The sequence below is a fragment of the Leifsonia sp. A12D58 genome (assembly GCF_047530025.1).
Lineage (GTDB): Bacteria > Actinomycetota > Actinomycetes > Actinomycetales > Microbacteriaceae > Cryobacterium.
On the sequence record NZ_JBLJAT010000006.1, the window covers coordinates 46,682 to 67,760 of the forward strand.

23 protein-coding genes are annotated in these 21,079 nt (G+C 61.1%); 6 read left to right on the top strand and 17 right to left on the bottom strand.

From position 1 onward, the window contains the following. Positions 1 to 21 precede the first annotated feature (21 nt). From ACMT3I_RS13680 to ACMT3I_RS13695, 4 genes are read right to left on the bottom strand one after another with little or no spacing between them, the layout of a single operon-like run. The gene (locus ACMT3I_RS13680; RefSeq protein WP_414805067.1) at positions 22 to 2,013 is read right to left on the bottom strand and encodes an ABC transporter ATP-binding protein; all 1,992 of its coding nucleotides are present in this window, start codon (positions 2,011 to 2,013) and stop codon (positions 22 to 24) included. Further along, entirely contained in the window at positions 2,010 to 3,743 is a 1,734-nt protein-coding gene (locus tag ACMT3I_RS13685; protein ID WP_414805068.1) for an ABC transporter ATP-binding protein, read from the bottom strand. Before ACMT3I_RS13685 ends, ACMT3I_RS13680 begins: the two co-directional genes overlap by 4 nt. Positions 3,744 to 3,787: 44 nt before the next feature. Then, a complete protein-coding gene (locus tag ACMT3I_RS13690; protein WP_414805069.1) occupies positions 3,788 to 4,750 on the bottom strand; it encodes an aldo/keto reductase in 963 nt (320 codons plus the stop codon). Between the two features lie 56 nt (positions 4,751 to 4,806). After that, the gene (locus ACMT3I_RS13695) at positions 4,807 to 5,637 is read right to left on the bottom strand and encodes an MBL fold metallo-hydrolase (RefSeq protein ID WP_414805070.1); all 831 of its coding nucleotides are present in this window, start codon (positions 5,635 to 5,637) and stop codon (positions 4,807 to 4,809) included. Positions 5,638 to 5,750: 113 nt separating this feature from the next. On the opposite strand from ACMT3I_RS13695, the gene ACMT3I_RS13700 reads away from it, so the two are divergent. Continuing rightward, positions 5,751 to 6,377: a methylated-DNA--[protein]-cysteine S-methyltransferase gene (locus ACMT3I_RS13700; protein WP_414805071.1), complete on the top strand. Its 627-nt coding sequence runs from the start codon at positions 5,751 to 5,753 to the stop codon at positions 6,375 to 6,377. Here the strand turns inward: ACMT3I_RS13700 and ACMT3I_RS13705 are convergent. The 12 genes from ACMT3I_RS13705 to ACMT3I_RS13760 all read right to left on the bottom strand — a co-directional run bounded on the left by ACMT3I_RS13705 (position 6,314) and on the right by ACMT3I_RS13760 (position 16,727). Then, on the bottom strand, positions 6,314 to 7,081 hold the full coding sequence (locus ACMT3I_RS13705; RefSeq protein WP_414805072.1) for a YaaA family protein: 768 nt from the start codon (positions 7,079 to 7,081) through the stop codon (positions 6,314 to 6,316). The two genes, ACMT3I_RS13700 and ACMT3I_RS13705, sit on opposite strands and share 64 nt — an antisense overlap. Before the next feature lie 7 nt (positions 7,082 to 7,088). Next, positions 7,089 to 7,355 (bottom strand): F0F1 ATP synthase subunit epsilon, encoded by a 267-nt coding sequence (locus ACMT3I_RS13710; protein WP_414805073.1) that lies wholly within the window; start codon positions 7,353 to 7,355, stop codon positions 7,089 to 7,091. 2 nt (positions 7,356 to 7,357) lie between these two features. Further along, positions 7,358 to 8,821, bottom strand: a complete 1,464-nt coding sequence (atpD, locus tag ACMT3I_RS13715; protein WP_414805074.1) for a F0F1 ATP synthase subunit beta — start codon at positions 8,819 to 8,821, stop codon at positions 7,358 to 7,360. A 17-nt stretch (positions 8,822 to 8,838) separates the two neighbouring features. Continuing rightward, a complete protein-coding gene (locus ACMT3I_RS13720) occupies positions 8,839 to 9,741 on the bottom strand; it encodes a F0F1 ATP synthase subunit gamma (RefSeq protein ID WP_414805075.1) in 903 nt (300 codons plus the stop codon). A gap of 61 nt (positions 9,742 to 9,802) precedes the next feature. Next, entirely contained in the window at positions 9,803 to 11,440 is a 1,638-nt protein-coding gene (atpA, locus tag ACMT3I_RS13725; protein ID WP_414805076.1) for a F0F1 ATP synthase subunit alpha, read from the bottom strand. Between the two features lie 87 nt (positions 11,441 to 11,527). Further along, positions 11,528 to 12,325 carry a F0F1 ATP synthase subunit delta gene (locus ACMT3I_RS13730; protein WP_414805077.1) on the bottom strand — a complete coding sequence of 266 codons (798 nt, stop codon included), beginning with the start codon at positions 12,323 to 12,325 and terminating at the stop codon, positions 11,528 to 11,530. Positions 12,326 to 12,329: 4 nt separating this feature from the next. Next, positions 12,330 to 12,896: a F0F1 ATP synthase subunit B gene (locus ACMT3I_RS13735; RefSeq protein WP_414805194.1), complete on the bottom strand. Its 567-nt coding sequence runs from the start codon at positions 12,894 to 12,896 to the stop codon at positions 12,330 to 12,332. 29 nt (positions 12,897 to 12,925) lie between these two features. Beyond that, positions 12,926 to 13,162 (bottom strand): ATP synthase F0 subunit C, encoded by a 237-nt coding sequence (gene atpE, locus ACMT3I_RS13740; protein WP_414805078.1) that lies wholly within the window; start codon positions 13,160 to 13,162, stop codon positions 12,926 to 12,928. Between the two features lie 50 nt (positions 13,163 to 13,212). Next, on the bottom strand, positions 13,213 to 14,010 hold the full coding sequence (gene atpB, locus ACMT3I_RS13745; protein ID WP_414805079.1) for a F0F1 ATP synthase subunit A: 798 nt from the start codon (positions 14,008 to 14,010) through the stop codon (positions 13,213 to 13,215). Between the two features lie 173 nt (positions 14,011 to 14,183). After that, on the bottom strand, positions 14,184 to 14,669 hold the full coding sequence (locus ACMT3I_RS13750; RefSeq protein ID WP_414805080.1) for a hypothetical protein: 486 nt from the start codon (positions 14,667 to 14,669) through the stop codon (positions 14,184 to 14,186). Continuing rightward, the gene (locus ACMT3I_RS13755; protein WP_414805081.1) at positions 14,666 to 15,892 is read right to left on the bottom strand and encodes an MraY family glycosyltransferase; all 1,227 of its coding nucleotides are present in this window, start codon (positions 15,890 to 15,892) and stop codon (positions 14,666 to 14,668) included. The genes ACMT3I_RS13750 and ACMT3I_RS13755 overlap by 4 nt, the downstream gene beginning before the upstream one ends. A gap of 4 nt (positions 15,893 to 15,896) precedes the next feature. Then, positions 15,897 to 16,727: an L-threonylcarbamoyladenylate synthase gene (locus ACMT3I_RS13760; protein WP_414805082.1), complete on the bottom strand. Its 831-nt coding sequence runs from the start codon at positions 16,725 to 16,727 to the stop codon at positions 15,897 to 15,899. A 44-nt stretch (positions 16,728 to 16,771) separates the two neighbouring features. Between ACMT3I_RS13760 and ACMT3I_RS13765 the strand changes: the two genes are divergently transcribed. Next, positions 16,772 to 17,407, top strand: coding sequence for an HAD-IA family hydrolase (locus ACMT3I_RS13765; protein ID WP_414805083.1), 636 nt, complete (start codon positions 16,772 to 16,774; stop codon positions 17,405 to 17,407). A 206-nt stretch (positions 17,408 to 17,613) separates the two neighbouring features. Here the strand turns inward: ACMT3I_RS13765 and prmC are convergent, their stop codons facing one another. Beyond that, positions 17,614 to 18,507: a peptide chain release factor N(5)-glutamine methyltransferase gene (gene prmC, locus ACMT3I_RS13770; protein WP_414805195.1), complete on the bottom strand. Its 894-nt coding sequence runs from the start codon at positions 18,505 to 18,507 to the stop codon at positions 17,614 to 17,616. Positions 18,508 to 18,617: 110 nt separating this feature from the next. Here prmC and cysK point away from each other — a divergent pair, with 110 nt between their 5' ends. The 4 genes from cysK (at position 18,618) to ACMT3I_RS13790 (ending at position 21,072) form a co-directional block, all read left to right on the top strand. Beyond that, a complete protein-coding gene (gene cysK, locus ACMT3I_RS13775; RefSeq protein WP_414805084.1) occupies positions 18,618 to 19,556 on the top strand; it encodes a cysteine synthase A in 939 nt (312 codons plus the stop codon). A gap of 31 nt (positions 19,557 to 19,587) precedes the next feature. Beyond that, positions 19,588 to 20,172 carry a serine O-acetyltransferase EpsC gene (gene epsC, locus ACMT3I_RS13780; RefSeq protein WP_414805085.1) on the top strand — a complete coding sequence of 195 codons (585 nt, stop codon included), beginning with the start codon at positions 19,588 to 19,590 and terminating at the stop codon, positions 20,170 to 20,172. A gap of 124 nt (positions 20,173 to 20,296) precedes the next feature. Continuing rightward, positions 20,297 to 20,593 carry an ATP-dependent Clp protease adapter ClpS gene (clpS, locus tag ACMT3I_RS13785; protein ID WP_414805086.1) on the top strand — a complete coding sequence of 99 codons (297 nt, stop codon included), beginning with the start codon at positions 20,297 to 20,299 and terminating at the stop codon, positions 20,591 to 20,593. Further along, positions 20,590 to 21,072, top strand: coding sequence for a DUF2017 domain-containing protein (locus ACMT3I_RS13790; protein WP_414805087.1), 483 nt, complete (start codon positions 20,590 to 20,592; stop codon positions 21,070 to 21,072). The genes clpS and ACMT3I_RS13790 overlap by 4 nt, the downstream gene beginning before the upstream one ends. Positions 21,073 to 21,079: the final 7 nt, after the last annotated feature.

Genomic DNA, 21,079 nt, shown 5'->3' on the forward strand with positions numbered 1-21,079 from the left:
CACACCTTGTCAGTACTCCTGTTACACCTCGTCAGTGATCGCGGCGGCGAACTGGGCGTTGTACAGGTTGTAGTAGGCACCTTCGGCAGCGAGCAGCTGGGCATGCGTGCCCTGCTCGACGATGTGCCCAGCCTCCATGACCAGAATCAGGTCGGCATCCCTGATCGTCGACAGGCGATGGGCAATCACGAAACTCGTCCGGTCGGCGCGCAGGGCGCTCATCGCCTTCTGCACCAGCACCTCGGTGCGCGTATCGACTGAGCTGGTCGCTTCATCGAGGATCAGCACGCTGGGCTTCGCGAGGAACGCCCTGGCAATGGTGAGCAGCTGCTTCTCCCCCGCGCTCACGTTGCTCGCCTCGTCGTCGAGGACTGTGTCGTACCCGTCTGGCAGCGAGTGCACGAACCTGTCGACGTAGGTGGCCCTGGCCGCCTCGAGTACGTCCTCTGTCGTGGCATCCGGTCGTCCGTATGCGATGTTGTCCCTGATTGTGCCGCCAAAGAGCCACGTTTCCTGTAGGACCATACCCATGCGTGACCGTAGATCGTTCCTGGTCATGGCGGCAATGTTGACACCATCGAGCGTGATGGTGCCGCCATCCAGCTCGTAGAAGCGCATGATCAGGTTTACCAGTGTGGTCTTACCTGCGCCGGTCGGGCCGACGATAGCGATGGTTTGGCCCGGCTCAACATGCAGGTTGAGGTCTTCGATCAGCGCCTTGTCAGGTGAGTAGCTGAACGACACGTCCTCGAAGACCAGCCGCCCCCTGTTCTCGACGGGACTCTCTGCCGGGTCAGGGTCTGGGCTCTGCTCCTTGGCGTCAAGCAGCTCGAACACCCGCTCGGCCGACGCGACACCGGATTGCAGCAGATTCGCCATCGAGCCAAGTTGGGCGAGCGGCTGGGTGAACTGCCGGGAGTATTGGATGAACGCCTGCACGTCTCCGAGTTGCATTGCACCGGATGCCACCTGCAGACCACCGACGACGGCAATCGCAACGTACACGAGGTTACCGATGAATGTCAGGGCCGGCTGGATCAAGCCGCTGATGAATTGGGCACCGAAGCTCGCTTTGAACAGCTCTTCGTTCTTGGCGGCGAATCGTTCTTCTACCTCGTGCTGACGACCGAACACCTTCACGAGTGCGTGACCGGTGTAAGTCTCCTCGATCTGAGCGTTCAGCTCACCGGTATTGGTCCACTGGGCAACGAACAATTTCTGCGACCGCTTGGCGATCAGCATCGTGATGATCAGGGTGAGCGGCACAGTGACGAGTGCGATCAGGGCGAGCAGAGGCGACAGCAGGAACATCATCAGCAGCACACCGATGACGGTCAAGAGCGAGGTGACGACCTGGCTCAGCGTCTGTTGCAGACTCTGCGAGACGTTGTCGACATCGTTGGTGACGCGGCTGAGCAGTTCTCCGCGCTGCATGGTGTCGAAGTATCGGAGTGGCAGATCGTTGATCTTGGCCTCGACATCTTCGCGCAGGCGGTAGACGGTGCGCTGCACGATGCCGTTGAGCACGTACGCCTGCAGATAACTGAAGACCGAGGCGAGGATGTAGAGGATCAGCGCCCACATCAACACGTTGGTGAGCGCAGCAAAGTTAATACCGGTACCCGGTATCAGGGTCATACCGCTGAGCATGTCGGCCTGTTGATTATCGCCCTGCGCACGGAGTCCGGCGATCACCTCAGCCTGAGACGCCCCAGCTGGCAGCTGCTTGGAAATAACGCCGGCGAAGATCAGGTTGGTACCCTCTCCCAAGAGGCGGGGGCCGAGCACTGAGAACGTCACGCTGACCACGGCCAGCACGATGACCAGGGACAGCAGCATCCGCTCAGGGCGCAGAGTGCCGAGCAGTCGTCTGGCCGACGGGCCGAAGTTCATCGACTTCTCGGCGGGCATTCCCATTCCGCCCATCGGGCCGCCTGGACCTCTCGGACCAGCTGGTGGCGCAGGTCGACGGGTCGTTGTGTTGTCGTCGGTCGTGTCGCTGTCGTCGCTCATGCTGCCTCCTCCGCTGCCAGCTGTGACAAGACGATTTCTCTGTACGTCTCAGACGACTCCAGAAGTTCGTCGTGGGTGCCACGCCCCACGATCTGCCCGTCATCAAGTACCAGGATTTGGTCGGCATCGATGATGGTTGAAACTCGCTGCGCGACAATGATCAACGTTGCCCCATCAGTGTTCCGTTTGAGCGCCTGCCTGAGCCTGGCATCGGTCGCCAGATCGAGGGCCGAGAACGAATCATCAAAGATATAGAGCTTCGGCCGCTTCACCAGAGCCCTGGCGATCGCCAGCCGCTGGCGCTGACCACCCGAAACACTGGTACCGCCCTGGGAGATCGGCGCATCAAGACCGCCCTCCATGTCTTCAACGAAGTCCTTGGCTTGAGCAGTCGTCAGAGCCTGCCAGATCTCGTCGTCGGTGGCATCCGGTTTGCCGTACTGCAGGTTGGTTCTCACGGTGCCTGAGAAGAGGTAGGGCTTTTGCGGCACCAGCCCGATATGGCCCCAGAGCAGGTCGGGGTTTAGCTCCGTGACATCGACTCCGTCGAAGAGCACCGCCCCGCTCGTTGCATCGAAGAGCCGCGGGATGAGGTTGATCAGGGTGGTCTTACCCGATCCGGTACTGCCGATGATGGCGGTCGTCTCACCGGGCTTGGCAAAGAATGTCACATTGCTGAGCACCGGTTGTTCGGCACCCGGATAGGCGAATGCGACGTCGATCAGCTCCACCTGGCCGTTGCCGGTCGTCTCGTTCACCGGGTCTACCGGCGGACGCACGCTTGATTCGGTGTCGAGTACCTCACTGATTCGATCGGCGCAGACTGCCGCGCGCGGAATCATGATGACCATGAACGTGGCCATCATCACCGACATCAGAATCTGCATCAGGTAGCTGAGGAACGCGATCAGCGTACCGACCTGCATCGAGCCATCCTCGATACGGAACGAACCGAACCAAATCACCGCGACGCTTGAGACGTTCAGCACCAGCATGACGACGGGGAACATCAGTGCAATCAGGCGTCCGGCACGCAGCGCAGTGTCTGTCACCTCGGCGTTGGCCGTGCCGAAGCGCTTGGTCTCGACGTCTTCACGAACGAACGCGCGGATGACGCGGATACCGGTCAGCTGTTCCCTGAGCACGCGGTTCACGGTGTCGATGCGCTTCTGCATCTTTCGGAACTGCGGAACCATGCGCGTGACGATCAGCAACACGGCAATGAGCAGCACCGGAACAGCGACGGCAATGAGCCAGGACAGCTGAAGGTCTTGCCTCATCGCCATGATGATGCCGCCGACGCAGAGGATTGGCGCGGCCACCATCAGTGTCGCGGAGGTCAGCACCATGATCTGCACCTGCTGCACATCGTTGGTCGATCGTGTGATCAGCGAGGGCGCCCCGAACTTGGTCACCTCCTGTTCGGAGAACTCACCGACCCGGGTGAAGACGGAAGCGCGTAGATCGCGGCCCAGTCCCATCGCTGCCTTCGCGCCGAAATACACGGCGATGATGGCGCAGACGATCTGCGCGAACGTGATGAGCAGCATCAACCCACCAGTGCGCAGGATGTATCCGGTATCCCCCGTCGCCACACCGTTGTCGATGATGTCGGCGTTCAGAGTTGGCAGGTATAGAGAGGCGATTGACTGCAGGAGCTGAAAAATCACGACGCCGACAAGCAGCCGCGTATACGGCTTGAGATAGTGCACCAGCAATTTCCACAGCACGGCAACTCCCCTTCGACTGCAGCGGATGCGTCAGTCAGTCCTCGTTATTCGAACAATTGCGAGATCCAGGCGATGTCGTCGGCCGACGGCTGCCATGCCGTCGCCGCTTCGACATTCTGGATGATCTGTTGCGGCTTGGTCGCACCGGCGATCACACTGGTCAGGCCGGGTTGGGCCAGCAGCCAAGCGAACGTCGCAGCGAGCATGGTGATTTCTCGCTCATCGCAGAACTTTTGGTATTCCTCGATGAGTTCCCATGGCGCGTTGTCGAGCAGATGCTTGCGGATCATCATGATCCGGCTGTCGGCAGGGCCGCCATCACGAGTGAATTTTCCGGTGAACAGGCCGTTGTACAGCGGGAAAAACGGCAGGAATCCCAAGCCGTACTGGTTGACCGCGGGCAGCACCTCATCTTCGGCATCGCGCACCAGCAGACTGTATTCGTTCTGCGACGAGATGAATCGCGGGTGACCACCGATTCGCGCGGTGAACTCGGCCTCGGCGATCTGCCATCCGCTGAGGTTGGAGTGCCCGATGTAGCGGATCTTGCCCTCGGTGATCAGGTCGTCGAGGGTTGCGAGCGTCTCTTCGATCGGAGTAAGGGGGTCTGGCTGATGCAGCTGATACAGATCGATCCAGTCGGTCTGCAACCGGCGAAGCGATGCCTCAACGGCTAATCGGATGTATCGGCGCGATCCCCGAGCACCCCAGTCGGGGCCGTTCAGACCACCCATGTCCATACCGAACTTCGAGGCAAGAACGATCTGATCGCGCTTGCCCTTCAGCGCCCTGCCCATGAGCGTCTCGCTGAGGCCGCGCTCTGCACCGTAGATGTCGGCGGTGTCGAAGAAAGTCACACCGCTATCGATCGCAGCATCGATCACGGCGTTCGTGCCGGCCTGGGTTTGCGTGGCGGTTCCGGTACGCCCAAAGTTATTGCAGCCAAGTCCGATGGTCGAAACGATCAGGCCAGAATCGCCCAGTGCTCGGTAGTGAATCTCTGCCATCCTCACAGCCTAGGTCCATGGCAGGCCACTCGCACCCGTGGCAGAGTGCAAGTTCTTCAGGCGCGTTCAGCTGCGAGCTGGCTATAGCCGCGCAATACGGCGATCTCGATGAACTCGAGGGGCATCGACGTGATCGATGCCAGACGTTCACCTACCGATTCGATGGGCTCGACGACCGCATGAGCAGAACGGATGCCGTCAGCGATGACGTGGAGCACCCCGGCTTGAGCGCGAACGAACGACCTGTCGACGACGCTTCCGTGGCCGGGAACAACGGCATCCGTCTCTCCGATCAGGCCGCCGAGGAGGTCGAGGGAAGCAGGCCAGTCAAGGGGAAAACTCCCTGAGCCAAACATCGGGGGTCCCGACTGCTCGATGACGTCCCCCACCAGCCAGGCGTTGGCGTCTGGCACATGCACGACGAGGTCTGTGTTTGTGTGGCCCTGCGGCAACGGAATGAGTTCGACAATCCGGCCACCGATATCGAGCGACTGTCGGTCGTGCACGAGGTGACTCGGTGGCGTGATCACGACCCCCTTCCAGTCATATTGCGGCGCAGCAGACGGATCCTGCTGCCAGGCGGCGAGTCTCGGTGCCTCGTATTGCTCAAAGTGGCTCGGAATCAGGTGGTGACCATAGATCGGCGCTGTCGGCGCGAAGTATTGGTTGCCGAACGTGTGGTCGTAGTGCGCATGGGTGTTGACGACCCAGCGGATCTCACCCGCGCCCAGAACTCGGGCGTCATCGGCGATCTCAGCGGCCTCCCTGGCGTTACTCCTGGTGTCCACCAGCAGGAGCCCGCCGTCGCCGCGGATCAGGCACACCGAGACGTCAAGTGGCTCATACCGCTGTTGATACACGCCGTCTGCAACTTCGATCCACGTCATCTGCCCACCCTAACTTGGTGCGGGGTTCCTCCACAGAAGCACGTATCGTCTCGGCGTGCACCACGTGGTTGTTGACCGCAGCTCTGTGGACGGCCGCTCGCTAGCCTCGCGCCATGAAACCAATAAACGACAGCACAATCGACAGCGCCGCGGCACCTGCGGCTGAGGCCGAGTTCGCCTTCGTCCGCTTCGAGAGTCCGGTCGGGCGGCTTGAACTTACGGCGAACGCCGGAGGCGAGATCGTGGCGGTGACGCTCGAGAGCGACGGAAGGCTTCCCCACGATGGCCAGCCTGAGCGGGCAACGACCTCGCTCCGCGCAGCAGCACGGCAGCTCCAGGAGTATTTCGCCGGCACACGCACCCTGTTCACCGTCAGGCTGGCCACCCCTGACGGAACCGAATTCCAACGTCGGGTCTGGCAACGGATCGCCGACATCCCGTTCGGTGAACATGCGACATATGGGCAGATCGCGCTGGATGTCGGCAAACCAGGGGCCGGACGAGCGGTGGGCGCTGCAGTTGCCGCCAACACCCAGCCGCTGCTTATTGGCTGCCACCGCGTGCTCGGCGTCTCAGGACACATCACCGGTTATAGCCAGGGACAGGGCACGGTGACCAAACAGTGGTTGTTGAACCACGAAGGCACCGCGCATCGCCCTGTGTCGGATTCGCAGTATCAGCCGCGCTTGCTGGCAACAACCTCGTCAACAACGAGCTCAAGTTCGCCTGCGGCACCATGATCGAGCCGATAGCCGGCAGCGGTAGCCCACGAGATCAGCTCAGAGGCCGTGCGGAAGTCCCGCGAGTTCTCGATGATCGCACGTGCGAACTCACCCTTTGACTTCTTGTTGAAGTGGTTGAGCGCCCGGCGACGACCGCCAGAATCGGTGACCACCCTGAGGAAGTACGAGCCATCACGTTTCGGAGCAGGTCCGAGCGCGACGTATGCCTCAGATCGGAAGTCGAGAATCAGGCCTGTTTCAGACGCCAGCGCCTCTGCGTTCGCCGTGCCCCAGTGCTTCTTCAGCGGCATGTCAGGAATGCGGGAGTCGTGTGACAGCCGATAGGCCGGGATCGGGTCGAGCGCCTTCACCAGTCCGAACAGCGCAGAGTGCACAGCAACGTGGGAGGCTGCGAAATCACGCTGGTTCGGCGTCAGGGTCACCGCATCGAGTGCGTCATAGAGCACACCGGTGTAGCGATCGAGCACAGGCATTGTCGCCGAGGAGGTGACCGTCAGATTGCGGCCGATTTCGGAGTGCTGCTTCGGCCCCAGCTTCAGCGCAGTGATGGTGGCTTCAGAATCATGGGCAAGGGAACGCAACGCACGAACGAGAAGGCGCCGACGAGAGTTCAACTCCGAATACGCAAGCGTATCGAAATCGAGCTTCTCGTCGGCGCCTCCGTCGCGCTTCGTTTCAGAAGGCGGAAGTACTACCAGCAAGGGAAAGCTAGACCAGCTCTGCCGAACGAGCCACGATCGTGACCGTGTTGTTCTCTACCGAGAGGAAACCATCTGCGGCATGAGCCACGATCTTCTCTCCGGATGCAACGGTGATACGAACTTCACCGCTGGCGAGAACCGCGAGCATCGGCTCGTGACCGGCAAGAATACCGATCTCGCCCTCGACGGTCTTGGCGATGACCAGGGTGGCCTCGCCGGACCACACCTGGTGGTCCGCCGAGACGACACTGACGCTAAGGGGCGCCGAAGCCATAGCTACGCGTTCTCTTTCTGGATCTTCGCCCAGAGTTCCTCGACGTCGCTGAGTCCACCGACGTTGAAGAAGGCCTGCTCGGCCACGTGGTCGAATTCACCCTTGGCGATGGCGTCGAACGACTCGATGGTCTCCTTGAGCGGAACCGTCGAGCCCTCTACACCGGTGAACTTCTTCGCCATGTAGGTGTTCTGCGACAGGAACTGCTGGATACGACGAGCGCGCGAAACGGTGACCTTGTCTTCTTCAGAGAGTTCGTCAACACCGAGGATCGCGATGATCTCCTGGAGTTCCTTGTTCTTCTGCAGAATCGCCTTGACCGTGGTGGCCACGCGGTAGTGGTCTGCACCTAAGTAACGCGGGTCCATGATGCGGCTGGTCGAGGTCAGCGGGTCGATGGCCGGGTAGAGGCCCTTCGACGCGATTTCACGCGACAGCTCGGTCGTGGCGTCAAGGTGGGCGAACGTCGTTGCCGGAGCCGGGTCGGTGTAGTCGTCAGCAGGCACGTAGATGGCCTGAAGAGACGTGATCGAGTGGCCACGGGTCGAGGTGATGCGCTCCTGGAGCACACCCATCTCGTCGGCGAGGTTCGGCTGGTAACCCACGGCGGACGGCATACGACCGAGAAGGGTCGACACCTCAGAACCGGCCTGGGTGAAACGGAAGATGTTGTCAATGAAGAGCAGAACGTCCTGCTTCTGCACGTCACGGAAGTACTCAGCCATGGTCAGTGCGGAGAGGGCGACGCGCAGACGCGTTCCCGGCGGCTCGTCCATCTGGCCGAATACAAGCGCAGTCTTGTCGAAGACGCCTGCTTCTTCCATTTCGTGGATGAGGTCGTTACCTTCACGGGTACGCTCACCGACACCGGCGAACACCGACACACCACCGTGGTCCTGCGCAACGCGCTGGATCATTTCCTGGATCAGAACCGTCTTACCAACACCTGCACCACCGAAGAGGCCGATCTTTCCACCCAGTACGTACGGGGTCAAAAGGTCGATCGACTTGATACCGGTTTCGAAGAGCTGAGTCTTCGACTCGAGCTGGTCGAATGCCGGGGGCTTGCGGTGGATGGGCCAGCGCTCGGTGATCTCGATCTTCTCGCCGGGCTCGGCGTTGAGCACCTCGCCGATGACGTTGAAGACCTTGCCCTTGGTGACGTTTCCGACCGGAACCGTGATGGGCGAACCGGTGTCCTGGACTTCCTGGCCACGGACAAGTCCGTCAGTCGGGTTCAGCGCGATCGCACGAACGAGGTCATCACCGAGGTGCTGTGCAACCTCGAGCGTGATGATCGACGTGGTCTCACCGATGACGACGGACGTCTTCAGTGCGTTGTAGATGCCGGGAATCGAGTCGTGCGGGAACTCGATGTCGACGACGGGGCCCGTCACGCGGGCGATACGGCCCACGGCACCAGCCGGCGCCACGGCCGCGACTGGCGCGGTTGCGGTGTCAGTCATTGCTCTCTCTTCTCTGCTTAGTTCTTGGCGGATGAGAGCGCGTCGGCTCCACCCACGATCTCGGAAATCTGCTGGGTGATCTCTGACTGACGGGCATTGTTGGCCAGTCTCGTGTAGTCAGTGATCAGCTTGTCTGCGTTGTCGCTTGCGGACTTCATTGCCTTCTGGCGGCTGGCGTGCTCTGACGCAGCCGACTGCAGCATGGCATTGAAGAGACGGCTTTCGATGTAAACCGGAAGCAGTCCATCGAGAACAGTCTCGACATCCGGCTCAAACTCGTACAGCGGCAGAATCTCTTTGTCGCCTGGCTGCTCTACGCCTTCGACAACCTCAAGAGGAAGCAGTCGAACAACCTCAGGAACCTGGCTGACCATGCTGACAAAGCGGTTGTAGACGATGTGAATCTCGTCGACGCCACCGTCTTCGTGATCGCGCAGGAAGGTCTCGAGCAGTGCGTCGCCGATCTCCTTCGCTGTGTCGAACTGTGGCTGGTCAGTGCCACCGGTCCAGACGCGCTCTGCAGCGCGTCGGCGGAATCCGAAGTAAGCAACTGCCTTGCGGCCGACAAGGAAGTACACGACATCCTTGCCCTGGCTGCGCAGCAGTGTGCTGAGTTCTTCGGCTTCCCTGAGCACCTGAGAGCTGAATGCGCCTGCGAGTCCGCGGTCCGACGTGAAGATAACAACGGCTGCCCGTTCAATCTTCTCCGGCTCGGTCGTGAGTACGTGCTCAACGTTCGAGTACGTCGCCACTGCCGACACCGCGCGTGTGATCGCACGCGAATACGGGGTTGACGCTGCGACTCGCGCCTGCGCCTTCTGGATGCGCGAGGCGGAGATCAGCTCCATGGCCCGAGTGATCTTCTTGGTCGTCTGGGCAGATTTAATCTTCTGCCGGTAGACCCGAAGTTGCGCTCCCATGTGTCTCCTGTGGTTCTGAGGTTAGGTGTTTATGAAGTAGAAGGTGATCGAACGAGTCGAACTAGCGCTTCTGCTTCACAATCTTTTCCTGGTTGACGTCTTCTGCGGCGATGGCTTCAAACTTCTCTGATCCGACAGAGGCGAGCGGCTTGCCCTCACCCGTCTGGAACTCGAGCTTGAACTTGTCGACCTCTGCATCGAGCGTCGCCACAGTGGCGTCGTCGAGAACATTGGTCTCGCGCAGCGTGCTCAACACGGTGGTGTTGCGGCCGAGGTAGTCGAGCAGCTCGCGCTCAAAGCGCAGGATGTCTTCGACAGGAACCTCGTCGAGCTTGCCCTTTGTTCCGGCCCAGATCGAAACGACCTGGTCCTCAACGGGGTACGGCGAGTACTGCGGCTGCTTCAGCAGCTCGGTGAGGCGTGCGCCACGAGCGAGCTGACGGCGGCTGGCCGCGTCGAGGTCGGATGCGAACATCGCGAATGCCTCGAGCGAGCGGTACTGGGCCAGCTCAAGCTTGAGCGTTCCAGAGACCTTCTTGATCGACTTGACCTGGGCGTCTCCACCAACACGCGAGACCGAGATTCCCACGTCAACAGCGGGGCGCTGGTTGGCGTTGAAGAGGTCTGACTGCAGGAAGATCTGGCCGTCGGTGATCGAGATCACGTTGGTCGGGATGTAAGCGGAGACGTCGTTTGCCTTGGTCTCGATGATCGGCAGGCCGGTCATAGAGCCAGCACCCAGCTCGTCGGAGAGCTTGGCACAACGCTCGAGCAGACGGGAGTGCAGGTAGAAGACGTCACCCGGGTAAGCTTCGCGACCCGGCGGACGACGCAGCAGCAGCGAAACTGCACGGTAGGCCTCTGCCTGCTTCGACAGGTCATCGAAAACGATGAGGACGTGCTTGCCGCCGTACATCCAGTGCTGGCCGATGGCCGAACCGGTGTACGGAGCGAGGTACTTGAAGCCGGCGGGGTCAGATGCCGGAGCAGCCACGATGGTGGTGTACTCCATCGCGCCGGCGTCCTCGAGTGCACCCTTCACCGAAGCGATGGTTGAACCCTTCTGGCCGATTGCTACGTAGATGCAGCGAACCTGCTTGTTTACGTCGCCTGACTCCCAGTTGGACTTCTGGTTGATGATGGTGTCGATCGCGATAGCGGTCTTACCGGTCTGGCGGTCACCGATGATCAGCTGGCGCTGTCCGCGGCCGACGGGGATCATGGCGTCGATGGCCTTGATACCGGTCTGCATCGGCTCGTGCACGCTCTTACGCTGCATGACGCCAGGCGCCTGCAGTTCGAGGGCGCGACGACCTTCTGACTTGATCTCGCCGAGACCATCGATGGGAGCACCCAGCGGGTCAACGACACGGCCGAGGTAGCCGTCACCGACGGGGACCGAGAGAACTTCACCGGTGCGGTGAACTTCCATGCCCTCGACGATTCCGGTGAACTCACCGAGTACGACAACACCAATCTCATCTTCGTCGAGGTTCTGAGCCAGGCCCAGGGTTCCATCGGCGAACTTGATGAGTTCGTTTGCCATGACGCCGGGAAGACCCTCAACGTGAGCAATGCCGTCGCCAGCGGTGGTGACGTACCCAACCTCGGTGGTCGAAGCCTTGTTCGGCTCGTAGGACTTCACGAAGTCCTTGAGAGCGTCGCGGATCTCATCGGGGCTGATCGTTAGTTCTGCCATCATCTTCCCTTTTCTGTACGGGGTGTACAGGTTCTGTCTGTGCGAGACGTTTCCGTCTCGAGGTTTCTAAGTGCTTGTGGCTGAGAATCAGCCAGCGAGCTGAAGTCTCAAGTCGTTCAAACGCGATGAGACGCTGCCGTCAATCACGTCGTCACCAATCTGGATACGTACGCCACCGATCAGCGCTTTGTCGACGACCTGGTTGACCAGGAGCGAACGACCGTAGCGAGTAGCGAGGCCGGCGATAAGCCGATCGAGCTGCGCCTGGGCGAGCGGAGCCGCCGAGGTGACGGTGGCGATGAAGTGACCTGACTGGTCCGCGACAACGGATGCCGCGTAGCGAAGGAGTTCGCCGATTCGACGGCCGCGAGGCTGACGTACCAGGTGGCGAACAATCGCGAGTGTCTGAGCAGAGACCTTGCCGGACAGCAGCGCGTCAACGACGCGCGCCTTGGCATCTGCATTGCCCAACTTGCTGGCCAAAGCCAGCTCGAGCTCTGCGTCTGAAGAAACCGCGACACCGAACGAGAACAGTTCGTCCTCGATCGAGGTGCCGGCCGGGACAGACAGAGCGACTGTGCGCAGCCCGAGATCTTCGATCCCGGCGAGCACGTCGTCATGGCTGGACCACCGGGCAGCTGCAACGCTCTGCAAGAGCGAAAGAGCTGTCGGCGTTACTGCGCTTCCGAACACGCTCGAGACGAGCGCGGTCTTGGCCGCAGCATCCGCAGACGGATCTGCGAGTGCCGAAAGCAGCTGAGGCGAGTCGCCGACGACTCGGCCGGCGTTGAAAAGGCTTTCGCCCGTCGCCAGATCGGCCGAGCTGCCACTGGCAGCCAATGCCGCCCGCGTCAGGGCCAAAGCTTCTCTGGTGGCGCTTCCCATGCTGTTAGTTCTTCCCTGCTGAAGGCGTTGCCTTCTCCGACGCCTCAAGGTCAGCCAGGAAGCGGTCGACAATGGCTGCGGCCTTCGCGTCGTCAGTCAGGCTTTCGCCAATGACACCCGATGCGAGGTCGATTGCCAGGGTGCCGACTTCGGAGCGAAGCGACACAACGGCCGCCTGGCGCTCTGCTTCGATCTGAGCCTGTGCGGTTGCGGTAATACGAGCGGCTTCGGCCGAGGCCGCATCCTTCTGCTCGGCGACGATCTTCTGACCGTCGGCACGAGCCTGCTCGCGAATCTGTCCAGCTTCGACGCGTGCCTCAGCAAGCTGAGCCGTGTACTGCTCAAGAGCAGCCTCGGCCTTGCGCTGGGCATCGTCTGCCTTAGCGATGTTGCCCTCGATGGCCTCTGCACGGTCGTCAAGCATCTTCTGCACCTTCGGAAGCACGAGCTTCCAGAAGAAGAACAGGATCACGACGAAGCAGACCAACGACCAAACAATGTCGTATGTCTCTGGGATGAGCGGATTACGCGTCTCACCCTCAGCGGCAGCTGCAATCACTGCGTGAAGCATCATGCCTCCTAACTAGAGTGAAAAGAGGACTATGAGGTGAAGATGAAGTACGTTGCGATACCGATGAAGGCGAGTGCCTCGGTGAATGCGATACCGATGTACATGAGGACCTGGAGGCGGCCAGCGAGTTCAGGCTGACGAGCCACGCCCTCGATGGTCTTGCCAACGACGATACCAACGCCGATTGCCGGGCCGATTGCTGCGAGGCCGTAACCGACAGTCGCGATGTTTCCCGAGAGTGCCGCGAGAACGGTAGTTGCGTCCACGTGTGTTTCCTTCCGTGATGAGCGAATTAGACGGATGTCGAATTCGTTGTTTAGTGTTCCTCAGCCAGCGCAAGCTGGATGTAGACAGCGGTGAGCAGAGAGAAGATGTAGGCCTGGAGCAGTGCGATCAAGACCTCGAAGAGGGTGAAGGCGAAACCGAAGACCAGGGTGCCTGCACCGAACAGCTTGAAGCCGCCGTCTGCGGTGAAGAAGAAGAACTGCGTTGCGCTGAAGAACAGCACCAGCAAAAGGTGACCGACAACCATGTTCATCAGGAGTCGAAGGGTCAGCGTGACCGGACGAATGATGAAGGTCGAGACGAATTCGATCGGCGTGACGATGATGTACAGCGCCGGCGGAACTCCGGGTGGGAACAGTGCGTTACGGAAGAAGTTCTTGGGGTTCTTCTTCACACCGGCGTAGATGAATGTGGCGTATGCAGTCAGACCAAGCACCAGCGGGACGCCGATAACCGATGTTCCGGCGATGTTCAGACCAGGGATGACACCCGTGATGTTCATGAACAAGACCATGAAGAAGATCGCGGTCAGAAGCGGCAGGAAACGCTTGCCGTCCTTCTTGCCAAGGAGGTCTTCTGCAATGTTGACTCGAACGAAGTCGAGACCCATTTCGGCCACACTCTGCATGCGAGTCGGAATGACCTTCATGCGCCGTGTGGTGAGCCAGAAGAAGAGCATGAGCACGACGACCGCGAGAACGCGGATCATCATGATGCGGTTCATTGCGAATGGTGTATCCGCAAAGAGCACAATTTCGGGAAAGAATTCATTGATGGTGGGACCATGGAAGCCCCCGTCGTCAGTTGCAGACGGAAGCAGCAGGTTCACAGCGGTTTCTAGCAGCGCTATCTCCTGTTTCGGGGCGGTGAGCTCTGCTCTCCGAGCGACGAACGAATGACTGGATTACGACATGCAAATGCATGGGTAAGCCGGGGGGAATCGCTTATGACTCTAGCAAATAACTGAGGATCCACCCAATCGAGATGCGGGTTTTTTCAGGTTCAGTCGTGCTGAGGGGCCTCTGGGAGCTTGACATCACTCACATAGGGCACTCGGCTCTTCGCCAGCACGACGACGTCAACGACCAGGGATCCAACGACGCCGGCAATGATGCTGAGGAACAACACAACGTTGTTGAGCCACGCCTGGTCCTTGAGCAGAAAGACCAGAACGATGAAAACGATGAACTTGAGCAGCCAGCCACCCATAACGATGCCGAAGAACCCACCGATCGCTGCCTCACTGCCCGCGTAACGGTTAGCTACCAGCAGGCTGCCTGCTGTGACGCCCATGAACACAAGCGCCATAGCAGTGCCGATCAGGGCGCTGATGACCCCTGGGCCACCCGCGAAGATCCAGCCGAGGATGGCACCGACAATCGCGATGCCCAGCGCGAGGTACGAGCCGTAGATCAGCGTCTTGCGGAAAACGGGAAGGGAGGTGGGCTCTGGCCCTCTGGTCGAAGCTGCGGGCGGGGTGGACGTCATGTGGTCTCCTCGACGATTTCTGAAGCCTCGTCGAGTGGATCGAGTCTGGCAATGGGTTTGGTGGCGGCTCTCTCAGGGGTGAGCTGGCTGGCCGCCTCGATCGCCTTGCGGCGACTGAGGGGGGCGAGCGTCACGACAGTGCAGATGAGAAGAGAAAGCACCAGGAAGATGGTTGCGTACCAGTTGGACAGCTGGAAATAGACCGGCAGCACGAAGTACAGCAGGCATCCGATCGACGCAGCGGCTGTCCAGCCGTAGAAGATCAGGACCGCGTGCAGGTGCGAGTGCCCCATGTCGAGCAGTCGGTGGTGCAGATGCTTGCGGTCGGCACTGAAGGGCGATTTACCTGCTCGCACCCGCCTAAACACAGCAAGTCCGAAGTCAAGCAACGGAATGATCAGGATCGCGACAGGCAACAGGATCGGGATGAACGCGGGGAAAAGCTGCGAGCGATTGATCGCTCCAGGGTCGACCTGTCCGGTGATCGCAATCGCCGAGGTGGCCATCAGCAGACCGACGAGCAGGGCTCCGGCATCCCCCATGAACATCTTGGCCGGATGCCAGTTCACGGGCAGGAAGCCAACACAGGCGCCGACGAGGATCGCGGCGATGAGTGAGGCCAGGTTGAAGTAGTTGGTCGGTGACGTTTCGCGCACCAGTAAATAGCTGTAGAGGAAGAACACGCCGTTGGCGATGAGAGCGACCCCGGCGACCAGACCGTCAAGACCATCGATGAAGTTGATCATGTTCATAACGAGCACGATGGCGAAGACCGAGATGAAGATCGACATCCAGCCGGAGCCGACGCTGAGACCACCGATCGGCAACGAGTAGATCTGCACGCCGCCCTGCCAGGCGATGAGCCCGGCGGCAATGAACTGGCCGGCAAGCTTCGTCATCCAGTCGAGGTCCCAGATGTCGTCTGCGACACCGATCAACACGATTAGCAGGGCCGCCCCGAGGATCGCCAAGATCTGTTGCGGATTGGAGAACACCAGTTTGAGTGGGGCGAACTGGGCCGAGATGAGATAGGCGAACCCAAAAGCCGCCAGGATGCCGATGAACATCGCGATACCGCCGAGCCGCGGCGTCGGCCTGGTGTGCACGTCGCGGTCACGAATCTTCGGGTACAGCCGGTACCGGTGGCTGAGTTTCAGCACAATGAGCGAGAGCCCGAAGGTCACGAGTGCTGCGACCAGGGCGATGAGAATAAAGAGGGTCATCGGGCTAGTCGGTTGACGTCTCTGACGCAGCGGATGCCGGCGACAGGCTGTCTGTCTCGGCAGTTGCTGTTGTCGTTTCTGAGGCCGACCCTGCCGACGCCTCTACTGCCGACGCCTCTGCTGCTGTGAGCTCCGGCGCTGTGGCCTCTGGCGCCAACGCGTCACCGATCACCGCAGCGATCTCATCGCGCGAGATGACACCGTTGCGGACAATCACGAGTGTGCCGCCATTCGAATCGAAGCGGGTCGCATCGATGATCGTCGACGATGTGTCGCCTGGGCGGTCACCGATGGCCTCGTAAGCGAGTCCGGCCACTCCCCCATCGAGGTAAATCGCGACCGAAGTATCGAGCATGTCTTCGGCGCCGGCTGCGTCGATGGCAGACGGCATCCCTGTGCGGTTTGCCGACGACACTGCGAGCGGGCCTGTCTCAGACAAGAGTTCAAGCGCGATCTCGTTGCGCGGCATCCGCAGGGCAACCGTGCCCTTGGTTTCACCGAGGTCCCACGAGAGCGAAGGCTGGGCGTGCAGCAGAATGGTGAGTCCGCCTGGCCAGAATGCCTCAACCAGGTCGTTGACCGGCGCGGGGATGTTTGTGGCCAGAGCCTGGAGTGTTGCGACGCTCGGGATCAGCACCGGGGGCGGCGACTGGCGGTCGCGGCCCTTCGCTTCGAGCAGGCGCTTGACTGCCTCAGGGTTGAATGCGTCGGCGGCAATGCCGTAAACGGTGTCTGTGGGGATGACGACCAGCGCCCCCCTGCCGATTGCGGTGCGTGCGAGTCTCATGCCGGCCGTATGTTCAGATTCGACCGAGCAGTCATAAATGCGTGTCATTTGGCCATAATTCTAGTGCAGCCGCCTTGGGAGATACTGGGGGGATGGCTTCTGACGTCTACTTCTTCGACTGCGACAAAACTCTGTACGAATACGACTTCCGTAAAAGGCTGCCTGCACTGGCCCGTTTAACAGGCGTCAGTGAGTACCACCTCGCGCGAACCTGGTGGGTCGGCGGGCATGAAACAGCAGCGGACGAGGGCGAATATCGCTCAAGCGATGAATACCTCGCCGCCTGGGAAGTCGTGACGGGAGTTCCCCTGACGCTTGAGCAGTGGCAGGAGGCCAGGTCAGCTGCCATGACACCGATTCCCGGGGCCATTGCCGCACTTCGACGAGCTGCAACGTTCGGTACCGTCTCGCTGCTCTCGAACAACCCGATCCCGTTCAGGGATTCGCTGCCGATCTTGGCGCCCGAGGTGTCAGACATCCTGAATGGCAATGACCTCACCTCTGCGGTGCTCGGAGCCGAGAAGCCTGAGCGTCGTATTTATACGAGGGCGCTCGGCGTTTACGGGGTTGCTGCTGAGAATGCGATCCTGTTCGACGACAGTGCGGCCAACGTCGAGGGCGCCCGCGCTGCCGGGATGCACGCGTGGCAGTTCACCGAGAAGAACGGCGTCTACGACGTCGACGGCCTCAACGCCGCCATCGACGCGTTCGCGAACCGCCAGCGCTGAGCGCACAGCGCTGAGCGCACAGGCGTAATTGCCCGACGATGACGGATGCCGGGTACCGGGTACCGGATGCCGGGTACCGGACGCCGGACGCCGAATGCCGAAGTCCGATTGACCGGCTCTGGCGCGCGATAATCCGGCTGGCGCGCGACTTATTGCGCGCCGAGCGGGATATACCGCGCCCAGATGAAATCGACGCGCGCGCAGTGCTACGGGCGGATGGCGGTCGTTGTGCGATCGCGCGTCGTGTAGTCGCGGTGCGTTGCGGTTGCTCGCCATCCGTCTGCTTCGAGCAGCGCTCGGATGTCTGCTCCCTGCAGTTCGCCGTGCTCGATTACCAGGGTGCCGCCACTGCGGAGAAGCCTGAGCGCTGTCTGCGAGACGTGGCGCACGACATCCAGGCCGTCTTCGCCGCCATACAACGCGTGTGCCGGGTCGAACAGGCGCACCTCTGGATCGCGCGGAATCGCCGCGGCCGGAATATAAGGCGGATTTGAGATGACGACGGCGACTGTGCCGTTCAATTCGGGGAATGCTTCAGCCAGGTCGCTGAACACCAGCGTCGCGTTCTGTGCACCGACGTCTTCGAAGTTCTTCGATGTCCAGGGGAAGGCCTCTGGCGAGTTCTCGCAGGCGAAGATCCTGGCGTGCGGAACTTCGGTGGCCATCGCGAGGGCGATCGCGCCGCTGCCGGTACCGAGATCGACGCCGATGGGCTCGGCATCCGGCATCGAGCTGAGCGCATCGATCGCAAACTGGACAACCTGCTCGGTCTCCGGACGCGGCACGAAGACGCCGGGCCCGACCGAGAGTTCGAGCTGCCTGAATGGAGCAGTGCCCGTGATGTGCTGGAGCGGCTCGCGCATTGCTCGCCTGGCTGCCAGTTCGAGGACACGGGTCGCATCCTCTTCGGCGATGGCGCTGCCCATGATCACCGCTGACTGCACCTCGCCACGGCTGAGCGTGAGAACGTGACCGATGAGCAGGTCGGCGTCGACCTCCGGGTCTGGCACACCGGCATCCGAGAGGGTGGAGATCACCCGACTGCGAAGGTCAGCGAGTGAGAGTGGGGTGGGGCTTTGCTGCCCAGACGATGGGGAAATCGGGTCACGCGGAGTCTCAGGCACATAATGAAATGTAACGTACCCACCGCGATTGAACCGTGGCCCTAGGCTGACTACGGTTCCTGACAACGAGCGAAAGGTCTTTCCCGATGGCTGCACAGATCTACTCCGACATTACCGAAACAGTCGGGCGCACGCCCCTGGTGAGACTCAACAGGCTCACCGAAGGCACCGGCGCGACTGTGCTGGCCAAGCTCGAGTTCTATAACCCCGCCGGCAGCGTAAAAGACCGCATCGGCGTTTCGATCATCAACGCTGCAGAGAAGTCTGGTGCGCTGAAGCCTGGCGGCACCATCGTTGAAGGAACCAGCGGCAACACCGGAATCGCCCTCGCGCTCGTCGGTGCAGCACGTGGCTACAACGTCATCCTCACGATGCCCGAAACCATGAGCAAGGAGCGCCGGGTACTCCTGCGCGCATACGGCGCCGAAATCGTGCTGACCCCCGGCGCAGACGGCATGCGTGGCGCTGTGGAAACGGCCCGCGAAATCGTGGCCAAAACCGACGGCGCCATCCTGGCCAGCCAGTTCCAGAACCCGGCCAACCCCGCTGTGCACTACGCGACGACCGGTCCGGAGATCTGGGCAGACACGGATGGCGCCGTCGATGTCTTCGTTGCCGGTGTCGGCACCGGTGGCACCGTCACGGGCGCCGGACGCTTCCTCAAGGAGCAGAAGCCCGGCCTCACCGTTGTTGCGGTCGAGCCCATCGACTCCCCGATCCTCTCAGGTGGATCACCCGGCCCCCACAAGATCCAGGGCCTCGGCGCCAACTTCGTTCCCGACATCCTCGACCGCGAGATCTACGACTCGGTGACCGATGTCACCCTGGCCGATTCAGTGGCCACCGCGCGCGCGCTCGCCACCGAAGAGGGAATTCTTGCCGGCATCTCAGGCGGTGCGGCAGTATGGGCAGCACTCGAGCAGGCGAAATTGCCGGAGAATGAAGGTAAGACGATCGTCGTCGTCGTTCCCGACTTCGGTGAGCGATACATCTCGACGGTCTTGTACGAAGACCTGCTCGACTAGAACCATCCACACCTGATCGGCTGGACATACCATGGGCGTTCTCGCACGCATTCGAGAAGACATCGTCACTGCGCGAGCCCACGATCCTGCCGCCCAGAGCACCGCTGAGGTCTTTCTGGCCTACAGCGGCCTGCACGCTGTGTGGTCATACAGAGTCGCGAACAAGATGTGGGTAGCGGGCTGGCGATTGCCAGCCCGGCTGCTCTCACAGTTCACCCGGTTCCTCACCGGCATCGAGATTCATCCCGGTGCACGCATCGGACGTCGACTGTTCATTGACCATGGAATGGGCGTGGTCATCGGCGAGACGGCCGAGATCGGCGACGACGTCATGCTGTACCACGGCGTGACGCTCGGCGGTAAGAGCAGGCACGGCGTTGTGCGTGGCTCCAAACGGCACCCGACGCTTGAGAACGGCGTGACAGTCGGTGCCGGGGCAAAAGTGCTCGGCCCCATCACCATTGGCGAGTGGAGCACCATCGGAGCAAATGCCGTCGTCACGAAGGAAGCACCGGCCAACTCTCTGTTGCTCGGGGTTCCGGCCGCCATCAGACCAGCACGCGCTGAGACGACCGAGGCCGCCAGGGGCGGCATCACCCATTCAGAACCTCAGTAGCCCAGCAGGCATCGCTCCTGAACTGCAGCAATCCGCAGGCCATGGGGCCGAATCACGCGCCTGCCGAAAGCTGAGGCTACATCAGCGGGCCAGAACGTGTCAGGCTGGAGTGGTGGTGCAAATTGTGGAACAGACCCGTCACGAAGCCGACGCACAGGCAGCATTGGATGCTGTAGCGGCGTTCGATGTGCCATGGCGCGTCATCGTCTGGAACGATCCCGTGAACCTCATGTCGTACGTCGTTTACGTGTTCCGCAGCTACTTCGGCTTCAGCCCGGCAGAGGCGGAGCGGTTGATGCTGCAGGTACACAACGACGGCAGGGCGATTGTGGCGAAGGGCAACAGGGAGGCAATGGAAGTGCACGTGCTTGCCATGCATGAGTTCGGCTTGTGGGCGACCATCGACAAGGACGGCGCATGATTCCGTTTCGTCGGCAGACGCCACAGACGATCGTCGCCGATTTCGACGATAACGAGCGCCTCTTCCTGGCTGACCTCGCTGCCCAGCTCGTTGAGGTACTCGAGGCGGAGGGCACAGATCCCGCCGTCGAACGGCTACTCCCCCAGGCATACCCGGATGACCCGTCTGCATCCGCTGAGTTTCGACGATTCACGTCCGAGAGCCTCACCACGCGCAAGATCGAACATGCAAGAACGGTGATCGCGTCACTGGGCGCCCCAGAAGAAGGTGAAGACTTCTTTGAGCTCGACGAGGCCGAAGTGCAGTCGTGGCTACGGACGCTGACCGACCTGAGGCTCACCCTCGCGGTCCGCCTTGAGATCGACAATGAGAACGAAGAAGGCCGCACAGACGAAGACGCCGAGCCTTTGCAGACGGTGTACTTCTGGCTCGGTGGCCTGCAGGAATCGCTGCTCTCTGCGCTACTCACTGAGCAATGACGGCGAG